Genomic DNA, 22,817 nt, shown 5'->3' with positions numbered 1-22,817 from the left:
ACCGGTTTGCGCGGACGCCGGCTCATGGTCAGGCGGCGATTGCCCACGCGCAGGGTGAACGACGGCGGCAACAATTCGACGCGCGCGGCGTCCTTGCCCGTCATAGTTTTTTGGCCTGGATTATTCATGTCAGAACCCCAATGTCGCGCTTACATGCGCATTCAGATCACCACGTTTTTCGGTCAGCGACGTACCCGGGTTGGCGACCCGGGCGACGTCCAGTTTCACGTTGAAGTCGCGGCCCAGCGCATAGCGCGCGCCGAAGCCGATGCTCGCCACCGTCAGATTGTTGGGCAGGCCGCTGCTGCCGACGTTGTTGTTGTAGCCGCGACCGATGTCGTAGAAGGCCAGCAGGCGCAGGTTGCCTTTGCTCGCCAGTTCGGGCGTGTAGACCTCGGCATTGACGATCAGGCCGCTGTCGGCGGCGACGGCGCGTTCGGTGAAGCCGCGCACGGTGGTGGCGCCGACCAGCCCGAATTGTTCGGCCGAGACCAGCGGGTCCTTGGCGTATTGCCCGGTGAAGGCGATGCGCATTTGCCAGTCGCTCTGGAAGCCTTTGAAAATCGAGGCGCCGGCGCGCAAGATCATGAAGTCGTCGTGCGTATTGCGGCTGCCCGGCGTCAGGTAGGAATAACGGTCGGTACGGCCGTCGGTGGTGGTGTTGGTGTAGGACGTGCCGGTGCCCCAGTTGCGCGCGAGGCCGATGTTGTAATCGGTGCTCTGCGTGGCGCTGCGCGTCTGGCTGCTGTAGGTCGCGCTCAGCGGCATGGTGGTGTAGGGCACGCAGGACGCCACCGGCGGCGTCGGCGGCGCGATGCTCAGCTCGACGCCGCCGATGCTGCAGCGCGAGTCGATTTTTTTGTAATCGACGCCGAACACCAGCTTGCTGCTGGTCTCGCCTTCGCGCGCGAAGAAATGGTTCCAGCGCAGGCCGTAGACATCGCCCTTGCCGGTGAAGCCGAGCAATCCGCCCAGCGTCGGCGACGATCCCGGAGAATTGACGCTGGACTTGCCGTAGATGAAATCGATGCTGTCGCCGATGCCGTAGAGCGGAATGCGATAACCGAGCGAGTAGAGATCGACCTTCACGCCGCTCGGGCTGTCCGGCGAGGTGGTGTAGGCCAGCGTACCGACCTGGTCGCGGTCGAACAGGTTGGCGTACTGGACCGCCACGCCGGTGCGCCAGTTGCCGGTCGACGCGGCGCCGGTGTTGTCGAGCGTCATGAACACGCGCAGCGGGTCGTTGTCGGTGACCTTGATCTCGGCGTTGATCTTGCCGTCTTCTTCGCTGGAGCTCAGGTTGACGTTGATCTGCTTGGCCGGGCTGTCGTTGCTCAGTTGCACCGCTTCTGAAATGACGCGCAGATTCGGCGTCTTGCCGATCTCCACTTCCGGCAGGCTGGCGCGGATATTCTTTTCGCTGAAGTATTTGTTGCCGGTGACGGTGACGTCCTTGATCATGTTTTCAGTCACCTGAATCCTGACCACGCCGCTGGTGAGTTCCTGCTCCGGCACATACACTTGCACCGCGCTGTAGCCTTCCTTGCGATAGGCGTTCTCGAGCGCTTCCAGCGCTTTCTGCACGTCGCCGTAGACGCGGCCGGGGCCGACCATCGGCGCCACCAGATGCTGCACTTCTTCCGCGGACAACAGCGTGTTGCCATCGACCTGGAAGCGCACGATATTGAAGCTGTCGTCGGCGAGCGCGCTCGCGGCCGCAACCGTCAATGTCATCCCCAATAAACACTGCAGTAAACGTTGTTTCATTTTTTTATTTCGTTCTCAGGACGACGGCCGCCGGGCGCCGGTCTACCCGGCAACCGACCTGACGTCGTCTCGATTTATGATGGATTCCCTACCCTCTTTTTGCCGGTGCACCCGCGATGCGTCCGACGTGCTGCATACTGCCCTGCTGCACTGCCTGCAGTGTTGCCGTATCGATATCCCCTACGGCGTCCCCTACTGCATTGCAAATACCAAGCTCGCAACGACAGCCGGAAGAACGCGAGTATCGCGGCATTTCCGGCCTTGTTTATTCTTCGGAGAGTTGTTGTACGACGGCAGTTGCCAGCGCCGCATGCGCTGCATCGGTTTCGCGGATCTTCTTGTTCTTCTTGCGCGAGATACGAATGATGCAGGCGATGTTGCGACGAAAACCACCGTGCCCGCGCCACCCACCCCGAACAGCGCGACATACTTGCGAGTATAGATAGAGAGCCTATTGCCTGTCGACAAAAATTAACACTATCCGGTATCGGTCTTAACTTAACTGACAAAGACCTGTCGGAAAAATTTCCACCTGGAAAATTAATCTCGAAAATCTTGCCGGCAAAGCACTTTCACCGTTGTTATTTTGTCTCGAAGGTGGTCACGCCATCCCAATCCGGCGGCAATGAATGCGCACGGAAATAAGCGATGCGCTGCAGGTAGAGATCGTACAGGCCATGCGCATCCTCTTGCCGCAAGGCAATAATGATTTGCTCGGCCTGGTCCCACTGTTGCTGACGCACCAGCGCCAACGCCGCCGTCCACTTATCGAGTTGCTCGCGCTGCGCCGGCGTCAGTTCCGACGCCAGTCCCAGCGGTTCGAAAATCGGCACCGGCTCGTTCTTGCCCTTGACGCGCACGCTGTCGAGTTCGCGATAGGCGAACTCCGGTGCGGCGGCGCGCGTGGCTTGTCCGACCAGCACGCCGACGCCGTAGACCTTGGTGATCGACTCCAGCCGCGACGACAGATTGACGGCGTCGCCCATCACCGTGTACGCCTTGCGGATCTTGGAGCCCATGTCGCCCACGCGCATGTTGCCGGTGTTGAGGCCGATGCCGATCTTCAGCGGCGGCCAGTTGCGCTTGGCGAATTCTTCATTGAGCACGATGCAGCTTTGCTGCATCTTCAGCGCCGTGGTCACCGCGCGCGCGGCGTGGTCGGGCAAGGCAATCGGCGCCCCCCAGAAGGCCATCACGGCGTCGCCGATGTATTTGTCGAGCGTGCCGCGGTTGCCGCGGATGTCTTCCGACATGGCGGTCAGGTAGGCGTTGATGTATTCGCGCAATTCGTTGGGCTGCAGGCCTTCGGAAATTGTCGTGAAGCCGCGCACGTCGGAGAACATCACGGTCAGTTCGCGGCTCTCGCCTTCCATGTTGTAGCTGGCGGGATTGGCGGCCATTTCGGCCACCAGTTCGGGCGCGACGTATTCGCCGAACAGATTGACGATGGCGCGGCGGTTGCGGTATTCGAACAGATAGCCCCAGCCGAGGTTGCAGATGAACAGCGCCGCGATCAGGATCAACGCGGTCGCCATCGGCAACACCAGGCCGGCACTGTCGTACAGCCAGAAGTTGAATGCACCGATGCCGAACGCGGCCGCCGACGACAGCACGATGGACAGCAAAGGGCCGAGCAGCGGCAGCAGCAAACCCAGCACCAGTCCGATGACCGCGATCTGCACGAGGTTGAAGCCGACCGCGAATTCCGGCTGCTGCTTGAAGTCGCCGTCGAGGATGGAGGCGATGATGTTGGCGTGGATTTCGACGCCGGGATAATTCGGGCTCACCGGCGTGGCCCGCAAGTCGTACAAGCCCGGCACCGTGGTGCCGACCAGCAGGATGCGACCGGCCAGGTCGTTCTTGGGAATGCGTCCCTTGAGGATGTCCACCGCCGACACATAGCGGAAGGCGCCGCCGTGGACGCCGCCGCGACCGCGATAGGTCACCAGCGTAGTCAGGTGGCGCTCGACCGGAATGAACATCGGGCGCGGTTTGGTATCGAGTGCAATCGATTCGAGCGCGCCGTAATCGCGCAGCTGTTGGTCCGACATCACGGCATCCTGCTGCAGGAAAATCGGCTTCATGCGCGAAGCGCCGAGCGCCGAGCGCGCGCTCGCCAGCGCCAGCGATTCGTAGAAATTGTCGCCGACCTGGGCGATCAGCGGCACGCGGCGGATCAGGCCGTCGCTGTCGAGCAGCGGATTGAAGAAGCCGCCCGCTTCGGCCGCTTGCTGCAATTGCGGCAGGTTGGCGCCGTAGGCTTTCCAGCGGGTGACGTCGAGACGGCGGCCGCCCAGCGTGGCGGTGGTGAAGACCGGCTTGGGCAGCTCGCCCTTGGCGATGGCGTCGGGCTCGTTGGACAGGTTGTAGCCCATCACCACCGGCCGGCCATTGATGGCCGCAGCCATGCGCGCGTCGAAATCGAGTTTGGGCTTGAGCGCCTGCAATTGCTGGCCGAATTGCGGCAGCGATTTCAGTTCGCTGCGAGCGAGGCTTTCCAGGGTGGCGTAGCCGGAGCTGTTGTCGGGTTCGGCGAACAGTACGTCGAAGGCGACGGTCTGCGCTTCGTAGCTGTCGGTCATCTTGCTGATGAGGGCGGCGACGACGTCGCGGCTCCACGGCCAGCGACCGATTTCGCCGATGCTCTTTTCGTCGATGTCGACGATGACGATGCGCGGATCGGTCTCCACCTTGGCGATGCGCATGCGCATGTCGTAGAAGAACAGATCGATGCGGTCGGTCAGCAAGCCGGGCAGATAGCCCATCACCTGCGCACCGGCCGCCAGCGTCAATGCCAGCGCCAGCAGCCAGCGCCCACCGTGTTTTGCGAAGAGACGACGCAGCACAGCTTCCCCCTGAGATTTATTTGTTGCGATGATGCCAGCAGTCATGGCCGATCACAATGGAATTTACAGGGAAGCACATCGAAGCAACATTCTTCTCACGCTCCGTCGTCCTGACGAAAGCCAGGACCCAGTGACGTTGAAAGCATGAGGGGGAGCTTGAAAGGACGAACGACGCTGGGTCCCAGCGTGCGCTGGGACGACGGCGTGTTTTTTACGCGTCAGAGCAAATCAGGAGAATTTCCGTACGGCATCCAACGCCAGGCCGGAACCGATGCTGCCGAACAGGTCGCCTTCGACTTGTCGCGCATTCGGCACCAATGCGGCGATGCGACGGCGCAGCAGATGCACGCCGCTGGAGCCGCCGGTGAAGAACACCGAGTCGATGGCGTCGGCCTTGATGCCGGCGTCGCCGAGCAGCTTGCCGACGGTCTGTTCGACCGACTCCACCAGATGATCGATGCTGGCGTCGAAATCGGCGCGCTGCAATTGCAGCGACTCCGGCGGACGCAGGCGATCGAGGTCGAGCGTAACCGATTCGCCGCCGGACAAGCCGATCTTGGCCGCCTCCACCTGCAATGCCAGCCAGTGGCCGGCGCGCTGTTCGACCAGGTCGAGCAGGCGCGCGAACTTGTCGCGCTCGCTGACTTCGCGATAGACGTCCTGCAATTGCTGCCAGGCCTTGCGCGTGTAGATCAGGTTGATGGTGTGCCAGGTCGCCAGGTTGAAGTAGTAGCCGGACGGCACTTCGCTGTTGCCGGCGAGCTTGCTGCCAAGGCCAAGCAGCGGCATGACGCTGGACAAGCTGAGGTATTTGTCGAAATCGGTGCCGCCGATATGCACGCCGCCGGTGGCGAGGATGTCGTCGCGACGCTCGGTTTTCTTGGCGCGCTCCGGCGACAGGCGCACCAGCGAAAAGTCGGAGGTGCCGCCGCCGATGTCGGCGATGAGCACGAGTTCTTCGCGGGCTATGGTGGATTCGTAATCGAAGGCGGCGGCGATCGGTTCGTACTGGAAATCGATGTGCTTGAAGCCGACCGCGCGCGCAATTTCTTCGAGCGTGTCTTGCGCCAGTTGATCGGCTTCGGCGTTGTCATCGACGAAATGCACCGGACGCCCCAGCACCACGCTGTCGAAGCGACGGCCGGCGGAACGTTCGCCGCGTTGTTTGAGTTCGCCGATGAATTGCGACAGCAACGCGCGGAACGGCAAGGCGCGCCCGCCGACTTCGGTCTGGCCGTCGATCATGCCGGAGCCGAGCAGGCTTTTGAGCGAACGCATCAGACGGCCTTCGTAGCCGGCCAGATACGTCGACAGCGCGGCGCGGCCGTAGCTGAATTCGTTTTCGTCGGCGTTGAAGAAGACCACCGAAGGCAAGGTCATCTTGCCGTCTTCCAGCGCCAGCAAGGATGGTTGTCCCTGCCTGCTCCATCCCATCGTGGAATTGGACGTCCCGAAATCCACGCCGCAAGCGTCTGACATGCTTATCCCTGCCGTATTTTTGCAAAGGCCGGATGATATAGAAAAGCACGGCGCATGTCTGTAGTAAAGCGGATACCTTGCACGCGTCTTTCCGCATTGCGGGAAAATTGCCTAAATAACAAACAAAATCACTTGAATGCCACGGTAAAACTGGCGCCGGGCGCCGCATTCTCCGCCCACAGCGCCCAGCCGTGCGCCTGCGCGATTTCCTCGCAGATCGACAAACCCAGCCCGGCGCCTTCGTCGCGCCGATGGGCGCCGCGCCAGAAGCGTTTGAACAACTGCGGCATGGCCTCGGCAGAAATACCGTCGCCGTAGTCTCTGACCGTGATGCCTTGCCGGTTGACGTCGACGTCAACCGCGCTGCCGGGCGGAGCATGGTGGATGGCGTTCTCGATCAGATTGCGCAGCAGGACGAACAAGGCGCCGCGATCGGCCGCGACCATCACCGGCTCGTCATTGGCGGCGCCGACGACATGGACCTCGCGTCGCAGCGCAAGGCGTTCGAGTTGCGCGGTCGCTTCGGCGGCGATGTCCTTGACGTCGATGTCTTCCATCGCGTAATTCTGGCGCTCGCTGGCTTCGGCCAGGTGCAGCAGTTGATGCACCTGGCGCGCCATGTGATCGAGATCGCGCAGCAAGGCGCTGCGGTCCTGCACGTCATTGCCGCCCGCGAGTTCGATCTGGCCGCGAATCAGCGCCAGCGGCGTCTTCAGCTCATGCGCCGCGGTGGCGAGGAACTCGCGTTGCACGCGATAGCCGTCGTCGAGCCGTTGCAGCGCCAGATTGAAGGCGTTGAACAACGGCGCGAGTTCGCTCGGCACGCCTTCCAGCGACAGACGCGCCGACAGGTTGTCGACCTGGATCTTGCCAGCCGCGGCCGAAGCTTCGCGCAACGGTTTCAGGGCGCGATGCAGCGTCCACACCACCACCAGGCTGAACATCAACATGGCGATGATGGCGGCGACGATGACGATTTTTTGCGTCCTTTCGCTGTCGCTGCCGAGCATGACGCGGTGCATGCGTTCGCTGCGCATCATCTGCACATAGAACTGCCGACCGTCGTGCGTGAACGGCAAGGTCATCACCTGCAGCATGCCGGCGCCGCCGACCAGCCGGAAGCGACTGCGTTCCGCATCGAAGTCCTCGCCCTCCGGTACGTAGGCAGTCGCGCCGTTGTCCGACGACATCAGCAGCGCGCCGTGCTGGTCGAGGACGCGGTACGCCGCATCCTGCTGGAGTACGCTGTAGACCGCCGTCATCTTCTGATTCAGCCGAATGCCGTCAGGCATGCCGGCGGCGTTGAAATGCAAGCTGCCGACGATGCGTTCGGCATTACGGCTGAGTTCGAGGTTGATCAACATGTCCGGCCCCCAGCGCAGCAGCAAGGCGAGCGCCAGCACGATGATGCCGCTGATGCAGGTCAGCACGATCGCGGTCGTGGTCAGCAATCGAAAGGACAGGCTTTTCATGACGCCGCCTGCGCTTGCTTTTCCGCATCGAGCAAGGCATAGCCGTGGCCGCGGATGTTGGCGATCTGCAGCGTGGAATCGATGGCGACAAGCTTGCGGCGCAGACGGTGCAGCGCGACGTCGAGCGCGTTGGGCGTGACCGGCGCCGACAACCCCCATGCCGCCGCTTCCAGCGCGGAGCGGCGCACGGCCTTGCCGGCGGCGCGCACCAGCACCAGCATCAACTGCATCTCGGCGGCGGCCAGCGATACCGATTCGTCGCCGTGACGCATGCAGCCGGCGTCCGGTTCGACGAGGATGCCGGCGAACTGCGGCGCCAGGCTTTGCAACTGCGCCGGCCGCCGCAACAGGGCGCGCACGCGCGCCACCATTTCTTCCATCGAGAACGGCTTGGGCAGATAGTCGTCGGCACCGGCTTCGAGGCCGGCCACGCGGTCATGCAGCGCATCGCGCGCCGTGAGCATCAGGCAGGGCGTGAGCACATTGCGCGCGCGCAACTGGCGCACCAGATCCAGGCCGTCGCCGTCCGGCACGCTGCGGTCGAGCACCAGCACCGGATAGGCGATCTGCGAGAAACCGGCGAGCGCATGCGCGATGGTGGAATAGACGTCGGCCTCGATGCCGGCCGCCGCCAACGCCTTGACGATCAGCGCGGCCATGCGCTCATGATCTTCCAGCAACGCGATGCGGTTCATATCCGTCCTCAGGTCTTAAAATTTATAAAGATAGCCCAGTCGCAGCGACGGCGTGGTCGAACGATCCACCAATGGGCTGTCGGTGATGCCGCTGCCGTAGTGTGTCACGCTCAGGTCGAGGAACATCAGTTGCGACCTGGTCAGGCTGTAGTCGGCGCGCAATCCTGCGCTGGCATTGGTGGTCGACTTGCCGGTATAGGCCGCGCGCGTCGACGTCGCTTCCGTCGACTTTACGCCATAGTAGTAATTGACGTAGTCGTTGTTCATCCAGGTCACGCCCAGATGCGGCGTCAGCTTGACGCGGCCGACGCTGAAGCCGCGTTCGACGCCCAGCTTGACGGTCTGGCCGTCGCTGTTGCCGGCGGCCTTGAGCCACTCCAGCGTGAATTTGGCGAACGGCGCGCGCCATGCGGCCGCGCCGCCCAGCCAGAAACCGTCCTTGCGTTCATCCATGCCGTTGAGGATGGGAGCGTCGCCGGACTTGTAGCCATCGTTGGAATACTTGGCGCGCAGGGTGAAATCGAACTGGCTGACGCTGCCCAGCTTGAAGTCTGCGGTGGTGCCGGCCACGTGGAAGTACTTGCTGTTGTATAAAAGAATGGGCAGCGCCCTGGTCTTGGTGCCGTAGCCGCGGTAGGGGCTGCGCTGGATGCCGACGCCCAGGCCGAGGCCCAGGGCCGGCTCATCGGCGTTGGCGCCTGCATTTACGTCGGCTTTTGCATCGACTTCCTGTGCGCAGGCAAAAGAAGCGGTGCTGGCCGCCACGCCGAGGACGATGATGTTGAGGAAAGACTGGTAGTGCCGCATGAAGACTCCCGGATCGGATGCATCGTGTTGGAAAGGAATATTGCGACACGATGATCCGACAGGGAGTCTTACTGCTCACTTACCGCCGGCCTGTACGAATGCGCCAGGTCCACGCAGTGAGAGCGACGCCGATCAGCGCCGGCAGGCTGACTGCCGCGAAATCCCGTAGCAGCGCCGACGGCGCACAGATGCCGGCGGCGACTTCCCATACATGGAAGGCGGCGTGCGCGATCAGCCAGACCGTCGCCGCCGCCCACAAGGCCGGCCGCTGTGCCGGACGCACTGCGCCCAACGCAAAGGCCGCGCCGAGAAACAGTTGCACGATGCCGATGTCGCGCACGAAGTGCTGGTTGAAGAAACCTGTCTCGCTGACGCCGGGAACGATCTCGTACCAGGTCTTGGGCGCGATCAGCATGAACACGCCGTTCACGCACAGGAACAGGACGTTGAAACCCAGCGGCAGCCAGAGCAGCGCGGGAATGCGCCTTGCAGTTGCAGCATGCATCATGAGCAATCCGTCACGCCGGCTTCTTCGACTGGCTGAACCAGGTGGCGAAGTTCACCGTGCCCAGACGCGCATCGTTGCCGGGCATGAGCGACTTGTCGTTGAGCCTGACGCCGAAGTACAGCGCCTCGGGATCGGGGACGACATGGCGCGCATCGCCAATATTAGTCAGATAGCGTTGCACCAGTGCGGCCAGGCTGACACACTCGGGGCCGGCGATTTCCACCGTGCCGTTGACCGGCGCGGCCAGCGTGTAATCCGCCGTGGCGGCGGCGACGTCATCGGACGAAATCGGCTGCACCAGCGCCGGCGACAGGCGCACGGTATCGCCGTCGGCGCCTGATTGCGCAATGCCGCCGAGGAATTCGAAGAACTGCGTGGCGTGTACGATCGTGTACGGAATCTTGCCGGCTTTGATCAAGGTCTCCTGCGCCATCTTGGCGCGGAAATAGCCGCTGTCGAGCAGGCGATCGGTGCCGACCACCGACAGGGCGACGTGATGCTGCACGCCGGCGGCGGCTTCGGCGGCGAGCAGGTTGCGGCCGGATTTTTCGAAGAACTCCAGCACGGCCTTGTCTTCGAAAGAAGGTGAATTGGCCACGTCCACCACGACTTGCGCACCGGCCAGCGCAGCGGCCAGACCTTCGCCGGTCACCGCATTGACACCCGAGGCCGGCGAGGCAGCGAGGACTTCATGGCCGCGCTGGCGCAGCAGGTTGACGAGTTTGGTGCCGATCAGGCCGGTGCCGCCGATAACTACGATTTTCATACTTAGACCTTTAGATTTTTGCCCGGGATACGGGCAGAGATGACATGCTCAACGCAGACGCCCTGCAGCAGCGACTGCGCGCCGCGCTGCATTGACCTTGCCATCCTAAGTGTGAAAGAATTTCGCGGAAATGACACATATCCCTGAATTCCTGCCACATCGCGTCAAGCCGCGCCAAATACTCTTCGTCGCCTATCCGGACATGGGCCTGCTCGATGCGACCGGGCCGCAGACGGTGTTCTGGGCGGCGTCCAAAGCCATGGAAAAACGCGGCCTGCCCGGTTACCTGCGCCATATCGCCAGCCTTGCGGGCGGGCTGATGCACACCGCGGAAGGCGCCGCCATCGATACCGCGCGCATGACCGACTTCGACCTCGCCGACATCGACACCATCGTGGTGCCGGGCTCGCCGCATATCGTGCAGGTGCTGGACGCTTGCGAAGCGCTGATTGGCTGGTTGCAGCAGGCGTCTTCAGCAGTGCGGCGCACGGCGTCGGTATGCAGCGGCACCTTTTTGCTGGCGCAGGCAGGCTTGCTGGACGGCCGGCGCGCCGCGACACACTGGGCGATGTGCGACATGCTGACGGAACGCTTTCCCGCCGTCGAGATCGACCGCGACGCCATCTTCGTGCAGCAGGACACGCTGTGGACTTCGGCCGGCGTCAGCGCCGGCATCGATCTCGCGCTGGCGCTAGTAGAGCAGGATTGCGGACGCGAAGTCGCGATGGAGGCGGCGCGCGAGATGGTGGTCTTCCTCAAGCGCCCAGGCGGCCAGGCACAGTTCAGCGAACTGCTGCAATCGCAGACGCAAGGCAGTTCCGCATTCGATGAACTGCACACCTGGATAGGCAACAATCTCGGCAGCAGGAACCTGACCGTCGAAGCACTGGCCGAACGCGCGCGCATGAGCCCACGCAATTTCGCCCGCACCTACAAGCAGGAAACCGGTCGCACGCCGGCCAAGGCGGTCGAGATATTTCGCCTGGAGGCGGCGCGCCGTTTGCTGGAAGACTCTTCTCACAACATCGATCAGATCGCCGACAAGTGCGGTTTCGGCGATGAAGAAAGAATGCGGACCACCTTCCAGCGCAACCTCGGCGTGGCGCCGCGCGACTATCGCAAGCGTTTTTCGCGTTAAGAACTGTTGGGCTACTTCTTTTTCAGCAGGCCGAGCGCGAGCAAACTCTGCGCACTCGCCACGATGGCCTCTTCATTCGAGCGCGGCGCCCAGCCCAATACGCGGCGCGCCTTGTCGTTGCTGACCTGACGCACCTTGCCCAGCTCTGGCACCACCAGCGCGACCGAACGATCCAGCAGCGCCAGCACGCGCAGCAACCAGTTCGGCAGCAGGCGCGTCGGCACGCGTGCGGCGGCTTTCCCCATCCGCGCTTTCAACATGCGCGCGACTTCCTGCAGGGGAATGCTCTCGCCGGCGACGGCCAGGAAGCGCTGGCCTGTCGCCGCCGGGTCGGTCATTGCCAGCAAGTGCAGTTGCGCCACGTCGCGCACGTCGACGATGCTGAAGGTGATGCGCGGCAGGCCCGGCATTTCGCCGTCCATCATGCGTCGGATGATTTCTATCGATGTCGAGACATCCGCGCCCAGCGCCGGGCCGAAGACGCCGACCGGATTGACCACCGACAACTCCAGTGCACCGCCTTCGCGGGCGATGAAATCCCAGGCGGCGCGCTCGGCCAGGGTCTTGGATTTGTAATAGGCGGCTACCTGCGGCGCGTCCGGATTGGTCCAATTTTCTTCGGTGAACGGCTGCGACGTGTCCGGCATACCATAACCGACGGCGGCGAAAGAGGAAGTCAGCACTACGCGTCGAACGCCGGCGTCGCGTGCCGCGCGCAACACGCGCAGCGTGCCTTCGCGCGCCGGCACGATCAGATCGTCCTCATGCTTCGGCACGCTGGCGGGGAACGGCGAGGCGACGTGCAAGACGAAGGCGCATCCCGCCACGGCCTCCGCCCAGCCGGCGTCTTTGAGCAAATCGGCGGTAACGAAGCTCAGTCCGGCGTCGGATTGCACGCCGCCAGCGTGAAGCATCGCGCGTACTTCGGCCTCGCGGGACAATGACCGCAAGGTGGTGCGCACGCGGTATCCCGCCTCCAGCAATTGTACGATGCAGTGCGCGCCGATGAATCCCGAACCGCCTGTGACCAATACCAGTTCTCCGTCCGCGCAATTCGTTCCATTCGCCATGATTTTCCTTTCAGTGTGAGGCGTGGCGGAATTCCGCTGGACGCCGGATCACAGGGATACTAAGCTTGAAGTCAGGTTGAAGGTCAAGCACACAGATCAGGCACGCAAACAATCCCATGAAAATCAGCGAACTCGCAGAACAGACCGGCCTGACGGCGTCGGCCATCCGCTTTTATGAACGCAGCGGCCTGCTGCCGGCGCCGGAACGCGGCAGCAACGGCTATCGGAGTTATTCGGATGTCGACGTGCAGCGCGTGTACGTGATCCGCATTGCGCAGAGCCTGGGTTTTCCGCTGGACAGCGTCCGCGTCTTTTTCGATGCGACGCCGGCAGGTCCCGACGATGGCACCTTGCACAGCGTCGATGAGCGGCTGCGCGAGATGGACAAGATGATCGCCGCACTGCAGACGCAGCGCCAGGATCTGCGCATGATGCGCCAGACGATGATCGAAAGCTGGGAAACCGGCGGTTGCATCGACCCGTCGGCGATGGCCAAACGCATGAAGACGCAGTTGCATACGCCCGCTACGCGGCCGGCGAAGAAACCGATGCGCTGAGTGCATCGCTCGGAAATGGCCTGCGGGTTCGAACCTACTTCGCAATGGCGCAGCCGTGGTCGAGCAAGACCTCGGCGCTGCCTTCCTCGCCCTTGTCGAAGTTGACCGGCATGTTGATGAGATAAAAACCTTCGTCGCCGTCGTCGAAGCGCCCCCCGGTCAGCAGCAGGGATTGCGCGCCCATCGCCGTCGCGGCATGCGCGCTGCGCGCGGCCGCCAGCTTGAACGGATTCTGCGTTTGCAGGGCAGCGGCGCTCAGGCGCATGACGGAGTAGACGTGGCCGTCGAGCGCCAGCGGCATCCATTTGCCGAGAGGATCGCGCCGATGTGCCGACAACACCTGCGGCAGGTCGGCGCGCATGCAGTCGATGTGGATGTGCAGCTGCAACTGGCTGCGCGCGGCGGCGGAGTTGACTTCAAGGCCGAGCTGGCTCGGCTCCAGCGGGCGGCCGAGCGCTTCGCCGACGCGGTGGCGTTGTTCCCAGGCGTACTGCCAGTAGTTCGGCGCGTCGGCCTGCAGCAGCTCGCGGCTTTCGATGCCGGACAGGCGCGCGGTCGGGATCAGCAGATATTGCGCGGCGCCGACGATGTCCTTGAGGATGATGAAGCCGCGCGCGCGGTCGACCATGACGCAGGGTTGCGGATCGCCGGTCTTCTCGCTGCTGGGCACGCATTGCCCGCTGACGATCTGCCACAGCGCGTCGGGGTTGGCGGCTTGCGTTGGCGCTGTGAATGTCGCGAGAACGCTCAGGATGAAGCAGGACAGCAACGGGAACGAAAGAAGTCGCATGATGAATGGCTGGAGAAGAACCGCAATAGGGGGAATTTAGCGATCTGATGTGTCGCGCCGATTACAGCACGGAGCATCCGCTTTGGTGCAAACAAAAAACGCCGGAGCAATCCGGCGTTTTTTATTTGTCGAGATCCTTGGTGGCCTGCACCAGGCACTTGGACAGTTTGTCGAAATGCAGCCAGGCGGCCTGGCTGAGTTCCACCTGCTTGCGACGCGGGTCGTCGGTATCGGCCAGCACGATCCAGCCTTTTTCGCGCATGGATTTCAGACGCGTGTGCAGCATCGCCGGCGAGCCGAATTCGCTTTGCGCCATCAGGTCGCGCACCGACAGGCGCTGCTGCTCCTGTCCGGCCTGCGCGATGAAGGCAAGGATACGATCTTCCAACGGGTCCAGCGACGACAGCGACGGCAATCCGCGCAGCGCGTTGGCAAGCTGGAGAAAGCGCAGATAGATGTCTGCGGGACGGGCTGGTTTATCCATGGCTACGATATTTGTCTTGGTTTATAGCTGGCAAGAAATTCTTGGTTTTATTGAAATATGTTCTTAATTTCATAACGGATAATACGACAATGCTGCGATAATTGGCAATTCCGGCGTTATGCGACGTCCGGCTGCGCGGCGATTTCGCCACAGGTATTGCTGCACGTCACAAAATACACATGAAAACTGCGTAAGATACGCGCCGTTATGGACACCCTTCCCACACCTTCCGCCCGCCTGCGCCTCGGCCTCGCCACCGCGACGGTCACGGCGGTTTGCTATCTGCTGTCCTACATGGCCAACGACTGGCTGTTCAAGCAGACCGAGTTCACGCAAGGGATCGCCTGGATCTACCTGCCGGCCGGCGTGCGCCTGATCTGCACGCTGTTGTTCGCCGAGGCGGCGCTGGTCGGCATCTTCGTCGCCTCCCTGCTCGCAGCCTGCCTGTACAACCTGTTTCCGGCCGATCCCGTCACTACCGTGGGCTACGCCCTCATCTCGGCGCTGGCGCCTTATCTGGCCTATCGCTTCACGCTTGAAGGCATGGACCTGCGGCGCTCGCTGACCAACCTGACCACCGCGCGGCTGATGCTGTGCGTGCTGATCTACGCCTTGTCCAATCCTCTGCTGCAACTGATCTGGTTTGCCTTCCGCGGCGTTTCCTACCACTTCTGGTCCGGCCTGATCGTGATGTCGATCGGCGACCTGATCGGCTCGCTGATCGTAGTCTACGCGATCAAGACTTTGTTGTCTTTCATGCCATTGCCGAATCGCTAATCTTCCGCATTGCCTTTTCTTGTAATACGCACGAAATAATTCCCCGCTACGCTTCCGCATCGTTATAAAAATTATAGCGATAAGCCATTTGTCATATCTGTAACGGGAGCAAGTCATGCGTAGCTGGGACGAACCCAAGAAGCGGAAGGCCCGCGTCGAAATCATTCCGATGATCGACGTGATGATGTTTTTGCTGGTCTTTTTCGTGCTGATCAGCCTGAACGTGATTCCTGCGCTCGGCCTCAAAACCCATCTGCCCAGTTCCAGCACCGCCCAGGACCTGAAGCCGCAGAACAAGGCCGTCATCACCATCGGCCTGAAGGACGCGATCCAGGTCGACGGCGTCGATACGCCGCTCAACGGCCTGATCGCCCGCCTCAACGAAATCCGCAAGAACGGCGAGAAGCTCAACATCATCGTCAATAGCGACCGCGGCGTGGAAGTGCAACGCCTGGTGGACGTGATGGATGCGTTGAAGCAAGGCGGCTTCGATTCGATTTCCATCGCCACGCGCAAATCATGATTGCCAACGCGCCGCCGCTGCTGTTCCGCTTCCGCGAGACCGTCGCCACGATGCCGTCGGTGCTGGCGCTGGTTGCGCTGGCGTTGCTGGGCGTGCAGCAGACCGTCAAGCTGGTGCGTCATACCGACGAGACGCCGGTGCAGATTTCCCTGATGTCGCCTGAGCCACCGCAGGAGATACCCAAGCCGGTGCAACCACCCGAACCGCCCAAGCCGAAGGTCGTACAGCCGCCACCACCCGTACCGAAGCCGGTTCAACAGCCGGCCGCCAAACCGGTGGTCAATGCGCCTGCACCGAGCACGCCGACAGCAACGACGACGCCTGAATTGCCCGCCACAGCGCCCCGCGCTGCTGAACCGGCACCGCAACAACCCACGCCTGCGCCCGCTCCGGTCGCTGCTCCGGCACCGGCCAGACCCGTTGCCGCGAACGTCGAAGCCGAATACGTCGGCAAGCTGCGGGCGCATCTCAACAGCATCAAGCGCTACCCGACCGGACGCGAAGCCAGCCAGATGCGTCCGCAGGGCAAGGTGCGCCTGTGGTTCGTGCTCAAGCGCGACGGCTCGGTGGTCGATGTCGGCATCGATGCGTCATCGAACTCCATGCTGCTCGACGACGCCGCGCGCAAGACCATCACCCGCGCCAGTTTCAGCGCCTTCCCCGAGAACACCTGGGCGGGCGAGAACACACACCGTTTCACCGCAGAGCTGGAATTCATTCCAGGCGGCTGAGGCCTCAGCCGCCGGACATCCACGCATTTTTACTACAACGCCAATACCACCTTCAGGGGAGTAAGAACATGCAACACAAACTTAGCCGGCTATCGCTGCTGATCTCCGGCATTTTCATGGCATCCAGCCCAATCGCCTACGCTGCCGACGACGCCACCGAGGTCGGCAAGGTGACCGTGCAAGGCAGCGCCGGCACGCCGCAAGCCACCGGCCTGATCCAGGCCGAAGAATCGCCGAAGGCGCGCAGCTCGGTCAATCGCGACTACATGGAAAAACAAAGCGCCACCAGCAATCCGTACCAGATGATCAATCTGCTGCCGGGCGTGAACACGTATGACCAGGACGGCACCGGCCTGTTCGGCGGCAACATCCGCGTGCGCGGCTTCAACAGCGACCAGCTCGGCTTCACCATCAACGGCGCACCGGTCAACGACTCCGGCAGCTTCGCCGTCTATCCGCAGGAATACACCGATGCGGAAAATCTGTGCGACGTCTTCGTCACGCAAGGTTCGACCGACACCGAGGCGCCGCACGTCGGCGCCTCCGGCGGCAACATCGGCATGACCCTGTGCAGCCCGGAAGACGAACGCCGCTTCCGGGTCTCCACCATTTTCGGCTCCAACAATCTGCGCAAGCAATACATGCGCGTGGACTCGGGCAAGATCTTCGACGGCAAGTTCAAGTTTTTCCTGTCGTACTCGAACACGACCGCCGACAAGTTCAAGGGCCAGGGCGGCGCCGACAAGCAGCACATGGACTTCAACAGCAAGCTCGACCTGGGCAGCGGCAGCTTCATCGACGGCAGCCTGATGTACAACACGGCGGTCAACAACAACTACCGCTCGCTGACCAAGGCGCAGATCGCCCAGTTCGGCCGCGACTACGACTTCGGCACCCAGGCGCCGGTGCATCAGCCGGGCGTCAACGGCACCGCGCAAAACGATTCGACCTACGCCGCCAATGCCGGCATCAACACCGGCAACAAGGATCTCTACTACGGCTATAACCTCAATCCCTTCCGCAACTACCTGGCCACCGTCAATGCCCACTTCCAGCTGACGCCGACGTCCAGCGTCGACGTCAATCCTTACATGTGGTACGGCTTCGGCACCGGTGCGAATCAGTTGCAGACGCTCACCGAAGGCAATGCCGGCAACCTGCTGGGCGGCGGCGTGCGCGACATCAACGGCGACGGCGATACGCGCGACACCGTGTTCGTCTACGAAGGCAGCCGCACCCGCACCTATCGTCCGGGCGTGACGCTGAAGTACAACCAGCAGCTCGACAACCACCGCCTGATGTTCGGCTACTGGTACGAACGCGCGCGCCACCAGCAAACCGGCCCGTTCGCCACCATCGACAACAGCGGCAATTCTTCCGACGTATGGCAAAACAACTCGGGCGCATGGATCAGGAACCAGGACGGCTCTTACGTCCAGTATCGCGACACCATGACCATCAGCACCGGCAAGTCGGCCTTCGTGCAGGACAGCATCAGCATGATGCAGGACAAGCTGAACCTGCAACTGGGCGCACGCTATTCCAGCATCGACCGCAACTTCACCAACAACCCAAGCCAGAGCGCGAGCGGTTTTTACACGCTGCAAAAGTCGTATTCGGATTTCCTGCCCAGCCTCGGCCTGAAGTATCAACTGGATCAGGCGCGGTCGGTATTCTTCAACGCCGCCAAGAACTTCAAGGCGCCGGGCAACTTCTCTTACTTCGCACTGCTCTCGGGCAATACGATCGTCAATGGCGTATCCACCGGCGGCACCGTGCGCAACGTCCCGGTCGACAAGGAAACATCCTGGAACTACGACCTTGGTTATCGCTATTCGACCGACAAGCTGACCTTCTCCAGCTCGGTGTTCTTCGTCGATTACAAGAACCGCATCGCTTCGTCGTATAACCCGGACACCGGCAATCGTACCGACTTCAACGTCGGCGATTCCACCTCCAAGGGCTTCGAACTGGAATCAGGCTACGCGCTGACACGCAACCTGGCGCTGTATGGTTCGCTGTCCTACATCAAGAGCAAGATGAAGCAGGACATGCGCTGGGACGCGAGCAACTCGCTGCCGACCGCCGACAAGGAATTCCCCGACACGCCTAACTGGCTGAGCGGTCTGAGTCTGCAGTACGCGCAGGACGGCTGGTACGTGTTCGGCCAGGCCAAGTACACCGGCCGCCGCTACACCACGCTGGTCAACGACGACGCCATCGGCGGCTACACCGTGTTCAATGCCGGCGCGGGGATGACTTTCCCGTCGGTGGCATGGATCAAGAAGCCGACCGTGCGCTTCAACGTCTCCAACCTGTTCGACAAGCAGTACCTGAACCTGAGTTCGGGCAGCGGCAGCCAGTTCACCACCAATGCACAGGCTATCGGCAGCATCGCCGGCACGGCGCCGTCGTTCTACGTGAGCGCACCGCGTACGTTCTCGGTCACGTTAACGGCGGATTTCTAATCGTCAGTCCCTATGGGCGACGGGTGCAAACCTGTCGCCCCGAACATCTGCAAGAGAGGTAATCATGAACATGCAACTACTCCACGAAGTGGCTTTTTACCTGATGTACGCCTGCGCGGCGCTGGCGATCTTCGTGATCGTCGAGCGCGGCCTGTTTTTCGGTTACACGCTGCGCCAGGCCGTCGGGCTGGAAAAGGCCATGACGCATGCCGTGCAACACGTGCGCGAATTGCCGGATGCGCTGCGCTCGCGCGCCAGCCTGCCGTTGGCGCTGGTGTCGGAGATACTGGCTGAAAAGCATCACCTCGGTTCCGACAAGGACCTGGAGGATTTCAGCGAATCCGTCTACATCGCCCATCGCGGCGAAGTGCAACAGCGGCTGTGGATACTCGACACCATCGTCACTGCCGCGCCGCTGCTGGGTCTGCTGGGTACGATCCTCGGCATCATCGACACCTTCAAGGCGCTGGCCGTGTCGGGCGTGTCCGATCCGGGCCAGGTGTCGCAAGGCATCGGCACCGCGCTCTATGCGACGGCGCTGGGCATCGGCATCGCGGTGGTGGGCATGTTCTTTTTCAACATGTTTCAGGAACGCATCGAACGCATCAACGATCATCTGAAGGTCCTGATGCTGCGCGCCTGTGTCGGCCGCATTGCCGGACAAGACCAGCCGCAGCCGCACAACGGCAAACTGCACGTCGCCTGATTCAACCGACCACGAGACCATCCAATCCACATGCGTCCATTGCATACCTTTACCCGGCTGCTCTGCGCTCTCGCCGCCACCCTTGCCTTGCAAGGCAACGCCAGGGCCGAGTTCGCCATCCCCGGCTTCGAGCTGGTGCACACCGTGCCGCAAGAAACCGCACTCGCCACACCCGACCTGCGCGATGCGGTCACGGTGTGGAACAGCATGTTCGACGCCGCCAGGCGGGAGATCGTGTTCGGCCAGTTCTACGTCGCCGGCAAGCCGGGCGAAGCGCTCGACGGCATCATCGCGCATCTGGCCGCGGCCGGACAGCGCGGCGTGAAGATCCGCTTCCTGATGGAAAAGAAAGGCGAGTTCGCCTCCGATCAGGCCACCATCGACCGGCTCAGGCAGATTCCGAATCTGGAGTTCCGCCAGCTCGACTATTCCAGACTGACCGGCAACGGCATCATCCACGCCAAGTATCTGGTGGTCGACGGCGAAAGCGCCTATGTCGGCAGCCAGAACTTCGACTGGCGCTCGTTCAGCCACATCCACGAGACCGGCCTGCGCATCAGCGATGCGGCCATTGCCAGACAAGTGCAGCAGATTTTTGAAACCGACTGGAATGCGCAGGCGCTGATCGCGCAAGGCAAAACCGTGCCGGTGCTCAATGCCGGCGTGGTGCCTGCCGACGACAAACAAGCCGCCTACCTGGTCGCCAGTCCCAACGCCTTCAATCCTGCCGGCGTAGGCGATTCGCAAACCGAACTGGTGCGCCTGCTGGCCGCGGCCAAGACCGAGGTGCGCGTGCAACTGCTGGACTATGCCCCGCTCAGTTACGGCCCCAACAAGACGCGTCCTTACTATGCGGTGATCGACAACGCCATTCGTGCGGCGCTCACGCGCGGCGTCAAGGTCAAGCTGATGGTGTCGAGCTGGAACACCGAGCAACCGGCGATCCGCTATCTGCAAAGCCTGGCGGTCCTGCCCAACATGGAGATCCGCATCGTCACGCTGCCGCAGGCGTCGTCCGGCTTCATTCCGTTTGCGCGCGTGATCCACACCAAGTCCATGTCCATCGACGGCCAGGTCGCCTGGATCGGCACCAGCAACTGGAGCGGCGGTTATCTCGACAACTCGCGCAATCTGGAAGTCGTGATCCGCAACGAGAAGATGGCAAGGCGCGTGGCCGAACTGCATGAGCAGACCTGGAGTTCGCCCTACGCCCAGACTATCGACGTACTGAAAAACTACCCCCGGCCGGTCAAGGGAAAAGAGCAGGCCGACCCCTGAAGGCACAAGTTGCGCTACATTGGAGGCTCGGTCCAATCAGTTCAGCATGACGGAGCCTCCATGAATCCCATCCCCACCATTACTCTCGGCAACGGCGACCGCGTACCCGTGCTCGGCCAGGGCACCTGGAACATGGGCGAGTCGGCTGCCCGCGCAGCCGATGAAGTGCGCGCCCTGCAGCAAGGCATCGACCTCGGCATGACGCTGATCGACACCGCGGAAATGTACGCCAACGGCGGTGCCGAAAAAGTTGTCGGCCGGGCCATTGCCGGCCGCCGCGACCAGGTCTATCTGGTCAGCAAGGTGTTGCCTTTCAACGCCTCGCGCCAGGGGACGATCAAGGCTTGTGAAGCCAGTCTGAAACGCATGGCGGTCGAGCGCATCGATCTCTATTTGCTGCACTGGCGCGGCACGCCGCCTTTGTCCGCGACCATCGACGCGATGGAAACGCTCATCGAACAGGGCAAGATCGGCGCCTGGGGCGTGAGCAATCTGGACAACGACGACATGGCCGAATTGCTGGAGCAGGACAACGGCCATCACGTGCAGGTCAATCAGGTGCTGTACAACCTCTCGCGGCGCGGCATCGAATTCGACCTGCAGCCTTATTGCACGGAGCAGAACGTCGCCATCATGGCCTACTCGCCGATCGAGCAGGGGCGCATCCTCAAGGAGGCGGCGCTGGCCGCCATCGCCAGACGCCATGGCGCCACGCCCGCCCAGGTCGCCCTGGCATGGACGCTGCGCCGCCCGGGCGTGATTTCGATTCCCAAGGCATCCTCCTTGCAACATGTGCAAGACAACCGCGCCAGCCTGGAACTGGCGTTGAGCGCGACGGATTTCGCCGAACTCGACAAGGCCTTCCCGCCGCCCAAGAAGCGCCGTCCGCTGGAGATGCTGTGATGACGCCGTGAGGCCTGGCGGCTGAACGAGCGGCGCCGGCGAATTCGAAAGCAAGCGGCGGAGTGCCGCCGCGGCCTCGTCTTCCTACACTGTGCGATTGGCATGTGAAAGGATGACCCGATGAATACCGTTGCTGAACGCACCGACACGATTGCGCAACGCGCGCATGCGCTGAACTGGCAAGACATCGACGCCGAACTGAATCAGTACGGCTGCGCCCGTTTGCCGGCCTTGCTGACGGCGCAGGAATGCGACGCGCTGATTGCGCGTTATCCCTGTGACGAGATCTATCGCAGCCGCGTGGTGATGGCGCGTCACGGCTTTGGACAGGGCGAATACAAGTATTTCAGCTATCCCTTGCCGGAAATCATCGGCGCGTTGCGCAAGGCTTTCTATCCCCACCTTGCGCCGCTCGCGAATCGCTGGAACGAGGCCATGGGTATCGAGGCGCGCTATCCCTCTGCACATGAACAGTTCATTGCGCGCTGCCGCACCGCCGGCCAGCTACGGCCGACGCCCCTGATCCTCAAATACCAGACCGGCGACTACAACTGCCTGCATCAGGATTTGTACGGCGAACATGTCTTTCCTATCCAGATGGCGATCTTGCTGTCGGACCCGGGACGCGATTTCAGCGGCGGCGAATTCGTCATGACGGAGCAGCGTCCGCGCATGCAGTCGCGCGCCGAGGTGGTGCCGCTGCGCAAGGGCGACGCCGTCGTTTTCGCGGTCAACGAGAGGCCGGTACAAGGCACGCGCGGTTTTTACCGGGTGAAGATGCGTCACGGCGTGAGCCGTTTACGTTCAGGCAATCGCTATGCGGTGGGCGTGATTTTTCATGATGCGCTGTAAGTGCCGGTCGCGGCTGTCCGGATAAAAACGGCACTCCCGCCGTGAACGAGAGTGCCTTGATGCCGCCGCTATGGTCAGGCTGACTTGATGTTGTCCGGCGACAGCGGGATCTTGCGTACGCGCTTGCCGGTGGCGGCAAACAGGGCGTTCGCCACGGCCGGGCCGACCAGTGCGGTCGCCGGCTCCCCGATGGCGCCCGG

Annotated in this window: 21 protein-coding genes; 10 read left to right on the top strand and 11 right to left on the bottom strand. The window is 62.4% G+C overall.

Features of this window, described 5'->3' with window-relative positions:
* Positions 1-129: 129 nt before the first annotated feature.
* The 8 genes from PMI16_RS14135 to PMI16_RS14100 form a co-directional block, all read right to left on the bottom strand.
* Positions 130-1,734 (bottom strand): ShlB/FhaC/HecB family hemolysin secretion/activation protein, encoded by a 1,605-nt coding sequence (locus PMI16_RS14135; protein ID WP_007880592.1) that lies wholly within the window; start codon positions 1,732-1,734, stop codon positions 130-132.
* A gap of 614 nt (positions 1,735-2,348) precedes the next feature.
* The gene (locus tag PMI16_RS14130) at positions 2,349-4,613 is read right to left on the bottom strand and encodes a CHASE2 domain-containing protein (protein ID WP_034380593.1); all 2,265 of its coding nucleotides are present in this window, start codon (positions 4,611-4,613) and stop codon (positions 2,349-2,351) included.
* A 228-nt stretch (positions 4,614-4,841) separates the two neighbouring features.
* Entirely contained in the window at positions 4,842-6,092 is a 1,251-nt protein-coding gene (locus PMI16_RS14125; RefSeq protein ID WP_007880590.1) for an Hsp70 family protein, read from the bottom strand.
* Between the two features lie 128 nt (positions 6,093-6,220).
* On the bottom strand, positions 6,221-7,564 hold the full coding sequence (locus PMI16_RS14120; protein ID WP_007880588.1) for a sensor histidine kinase: 1,344 nt from the start codon (positions 7,562-7,564) through the stop codon (positions 6,221-6,223).
* Complete coding sequence (locus PMI16_RS14115) at positions 7,561-8,259, bottom strand: response regulator transcription factor (protein ID WP_007880586.1); 699 nt, start codon at positions 8,257-8,259, stop codon at positions 7,561-7,563. The genes PMI16_RS14120 and PMI16_RS14115 overlap by 4 nt, the downstream gene beginning before the upstream one ends.
* Before the next feature lie 15 nt (positions 8,260-8,274).
* Positions 8,275-9,066, bottom strand: a complete 792-nt coding sequence (locus PMI16_RS14110) for a MipA/OmpV family protein (protein WP_007880585.1) — start codon at positions 9,064-9,066, stop codon at positions 8,275-8,277.
* Positions 9,067-9,145: 79 nt separating this feature from the next.
* Positions 9,146-9,574 carry a hypothetical protein gene (locus PMI16_RS14105; protein WP_007880583.1) on the bottom strand — a complete coding sequence of 143 codons (429 nt, stop codon included), beginning with the start codon at positions 9,572-9,574 and terminating at the stop codon, positions 9,146-9,148.
* A 10-nt stretch (positions 9,575-9,584) separates the two neighbouring features.
* Positions 9,585-10,340 carry an SDR family oxidoreductase gene (locus PMI16_RS14100; RefSeq protein WP_007880582.1) on the bottom strand — a complete coding sequence of 252 codons (756 nt, stop codon included), beginning with the start codon at positions 10,338-10,340 and terminating at the stop codon, positions 9,585-9,587.
* A gap of 130 nt (positions 10,341-10,470) precedes the next feature.
* Between PMI16_RS14100 and PMI16_RS14095 the strand changes: the two genes are divergently transcribed.
* Positions 10,471-11,478 (top strand): GlxA family transcriptional regulator, encoded by a 1,008-nt coding sequence (locus tag PMI16_RS14095; protein ID WP_007880579.1) that lies wholly within the window; start codon positions 10,471-10,473, stop codon positions 11,476-11,478.
* Positions 11,479-11,489: 11 nt separating this feature from the next.
* Here the strand turns inward: PMI16_RS14095 and PMI16_RS14090 are convergent, their stop codons facing one another.
* Positions 11,490-12,548 (bottom strand): SDR family oxidoreductase, encoded by a 1,059-nt coding sequence (locus tag PMI16_RS14090; protein ID WP_007880578.1) that lies wholly within the window; start codon positions 12,546-12,548, stop codon positions 11,490-11,492.
* 116 nt (positions 12,549-12,664) lie between these two features.
* On the opposite strand from PMI16_RS14090, the gene PMI16_RS14085 reads away from it, so the two are divergent.
* Positions 12,665-13,105: a MerR family transcriptional regulator gene (locus PMI16_RS14085; protein ID WP_007880575.1), complete on the top strand. Its 441-nt coding sequence runs from the start codon at positions 12,665-12,667 to the stop codon at positions 13,103-13,105.
* Positions 13,106-13,139: 34 nt separating this feature from the next.
* On the opposite strand, the gene PMI16_RS14080 is transcribed toward PMI16_RS14085, so the two are convergent.
* Positions 13,140-13,895, bottom strand: coding sequence for a CDP-diacylglycerol diphosphatase (locus PMI16_RS14080; RefSeq protein WP_007880573.1), 756 nt, complete (start codon positions 13,893-13,895; stop codon positions 13,140-13,142).
* A 121-nt stretch (positions 13,896-14,016) separates the two neighbouring features.
* The gene (locus PMI16_RS14075) at positions 14,017-14,379 is read right to left on the bottom strand and encodes a transcriptional regulator (RefSeq protein WP_007880571.1); all 363 of its coding nucleotides are present in this window, start codon (positions 14,377-14,379) and stop codon (positions 14,017-14,019) included.
* Positions 14,380-14,586: 207 nt separating this feature from the next.
* Between PMI16_RS14075 and PMI16_RS14070 the strand changes: the two genes are divergently transcribed.
* The 8 genes from PMI16_RS14070 to PMI16_RS14035 all read left to right on the top strand — a co-directional run bounded on the left by PMI16_RS14070 (position 14,587) and on the right by PMI16_RS14035 (position 22,617).
* Positions 14,587-15,156, top strand: a complete 570-nt coding sequence (locus tag PMI16_RS14070; RefSeq protein ID WP_007880565.1) for a hypothetical protein — start codon at positions 14,587-14,589, stop codon at positions 15,154-15,156.
* A 115-nt stretch (positions 15,157-15,271) separates the two neighbouring features.
* Positions 15,272-15,679 carry an ExbD/TolR family protein gene (locus PMI16_RS14065; protein ID WP_007880564.1) on the top strand — a complete coding sequence of 136 codons (408 nt, stop codon included), beginning with the start codon at positions 15,272-15,274 and terminating at the stop codon, positions 15,677-15,679.
* Positions 15,676-16,410, top strand: a complete 735-nt coding sequence (locus PMI16_RS14060; RefSeq protein WP_007880556.1) for an energy transducer TonB — start codon at positions 15,676-15,678, stop codon at positions 16,408-16,410. Before PMI16_RS14065 ends, PMI16_RS14060 begins: the two co-directional genes overlap by 4 nt.
* Positions 16,411-16,478: 68 nt before the next feature.
* Complete coding sequence (locus PMI16_RS14055) at positions 16,479-18,878, top strand: TonB-dependent receptor (RefSeq protein ID WP_007880554.1); 2,400 nt, start codon at positions 16,479-16,481, stop codon at positions 18,876-18,878.
* A 64-nt stretch (positions 18,879-18,942) separates the two neighbouring features.
* Positions 18,943-19,584, top strand: a complete 642-nt coding sequence (locus tag PMI16_RS14050; RefSeq protein ID WP_007880552.1) for a MotA/TolQ/ExbB proton channel family protein — start codon at positions 18,943-18,945, stop codon at positions 19,582-19,584.
* A gap of 30 nt (positions 19,585-19,614) precedes the next feature.
* Entirely contained in the window at positions 19,615-20,862 is a 1,248-nt protein-coding gene (locus PMI16_RS14045) for a phospholipase D-like domain-containing protein (protein WP_007880551.1), read from the top strand.
* A gap of 60 nt (positions 20,863-20,922) precedes the next feature.
* Positions 20,923-21,765: an aldo/keto reductase gene (locus PMI16_RS14040; protein ID WP_007880550.1), complete on the top strand. Its 843-nt coding sequence runs from the start codon at positions 20,923-20,925 to the stop codon at positions 21,763-21,765.
* Positions 21,766-21,885: 120 nt separating this feature from the next.
* Entirely contained in the window at positions 21,886-22,617 is a 732-nt protein-coding gene (locus PMI16_RS14035; RefSeq protein WP_007880549.1) for a 2OG-Fe(II) oxygenase, read from the top strand.
* The last annotated feature ends 200 nt before the right edge of the window (positions 22,618-22,817 follow it).

It is taken from the genome of Herbaspirillum sp. CF444, from assembly GCF_000282135.1.
GTDB lineage: Bacteria > Pseudomonadota > Gammaproteobacteria > Burkholderiales > Burkholderiaceae_D > Herbaspirillum.
This window is presented reverse-complemented; position numbering and strand designations above follow the sequence as displayed.

What these genes read in the sequence shown, in the direction of transcription:
- PMI16_RS14135 (WP_007880592.1), bottom strand. Translation starts at nt 1,734, where the DNA reads ATGACATTGACGGTTGCGGCCGCGAGCGCGCTCGCCGACGACAGCTTC.
- PMI16_RS14085 (WP_007880575.1), top strand. Translation starts at nt 12,665, where the DNA reads ATGAAAATCAGCGAACTCGCAGAACAGACCGGCCTGACGGCGTCGGCC.
- PMI16_RS14125 (WP_007880590.1), bottom strand. Translation starts at nt 6,092, where the DNA reads ATGTCAGACGCTTGCGGCGTGGATTTCGGGACGTCCAATTCCACGATG.
- PMI16_RS14045 (WP_007880551.1), top strand. Translation starts at nt 19,615, where the DNA reads ATGCGTCCATTGCATACCTTTACCCGGCTGCTCTGCGCTCTCGCCGCC.
- PMI16_RS14090 (WP_007880578.1), bottom strand. Translation starts at nt 12,548, where the DNA reads ATGGCGAATGGAACGAATTGCGCGGACGGAGAACTGGTATTGGTCACA.
- PMI16_RS14120 (WP_007880588.1), bottom strand. Translation starts at nt 7,564, where the DNA reads ATGAAAAGCCTGTCCTTTCGATTGCTGACCACGACCGCGATCGTGCTG.
- PMI16_RS14105 (WP_007880583.1), bottom strand. Translation starts at nt 9,574, where the DNA reads ATGATGCATGCTGCAACTGCAAGGCGCATTCCCGCGCTGCTCTGGCTG.
- PMI16_RS14070 (WP_007880565.1), top strand. Translation starts at nt 14,587, where the DNA reads ATGGACACCCTTCCCACACCTTCCGCCCGCCTGCGCCTCGGCCTCGCC.
- PMI16_RS14110 (WP_007880585.1), bottom strand. Translation starts at nt 9,066, where the DNA reads ATGCGGCACTACCAGTCTTTCCTCAACATCATCGTCCTCGGCGTGGCG.
- PMI16_RS14080 (WP_007880573.1), bottom strand. Translation starts at nt 13,895, where the DNA reads ATGCGACTTCTTTCGTTCCCGTTGCTGTCCTGCTTCATCCTGAGCGTT.
- PMI16_RS14075 (WP_007880571.1), bottom strand. Translation starts at nt 14,379, where the DNA reads ATGGATAAACCAGCCCGTCCCGCAGACATCTATCTGCGCTTTCTCCAG.
- PMI16_RS14035 (WP_007880549.1), top strand. Translation starts at nt 21,886, where the DNA reads ATGAATACCGTTGCTGAACGCACCGACACGATTGCGCAACGCGCGCAT.
- PMI16_RS14115 (WP_007880586.1), bottom strand. Translation starts at nt 8,259, where the DNA reads ATGAACCGCATCGCGTTGCTGGAAGATCATGAGCGCATGGCCGCGCTG.
- PMI16_RS14055 (WP_007880554.1), top strand. Translation starts at nt 16,479, where the DNA reads ATGCAACACAAACTTAGCCGGCTATCGCTGCTGATCTCCGGCATTTTC.
- PMI16_RS14040 (WP_007880550.1), top strand. Translation starts at nt 20,923, where the DNA reads ATGAATCCCATCCCCACCATTACTCTCGGCAACGGCGACCGCGTACCC.
- PMI16_RS14095 (WP_007880579.1), top strand. Translation starts at nt 10,471, where the DNA reads ATGACACATATCCCTGAATTCCTGCCACATCGCGTCAAGCCGCGCCAA.
- PMI16_RS14060 (WP_007880556.1), top strand. Translation starts at nt 15,676, where the DNA reads ATGATTGCCAACGCGCCGCCGCTGCTGTTCCGCTTCCGCGAGACCGTC.
- PMI16_RS14100 (WP_007880582.1), bottom strand. Translation starts at nt 10,340, where the DNA reads ATGAAAATCGTAGTTATCGGCGGCACCGGCCTGATCGGCACCAAACTC.
- PMI16_RS14065 (WP_007880564.1), top strand. Translation starts at nt 15,272, where the DNA reads ATGCGTAGCTGGGACGAACCCAAGAAGCGGAAGGCCCGCGTCGAAATC.
- PMI16_RS14050 (WP_007880552.1), top strand. Translation starts at nt 18,943, where the DNA reads ATGAACATGCAACTACTCCACGAAGTGGCTTTTTACCTGATGTACGCC.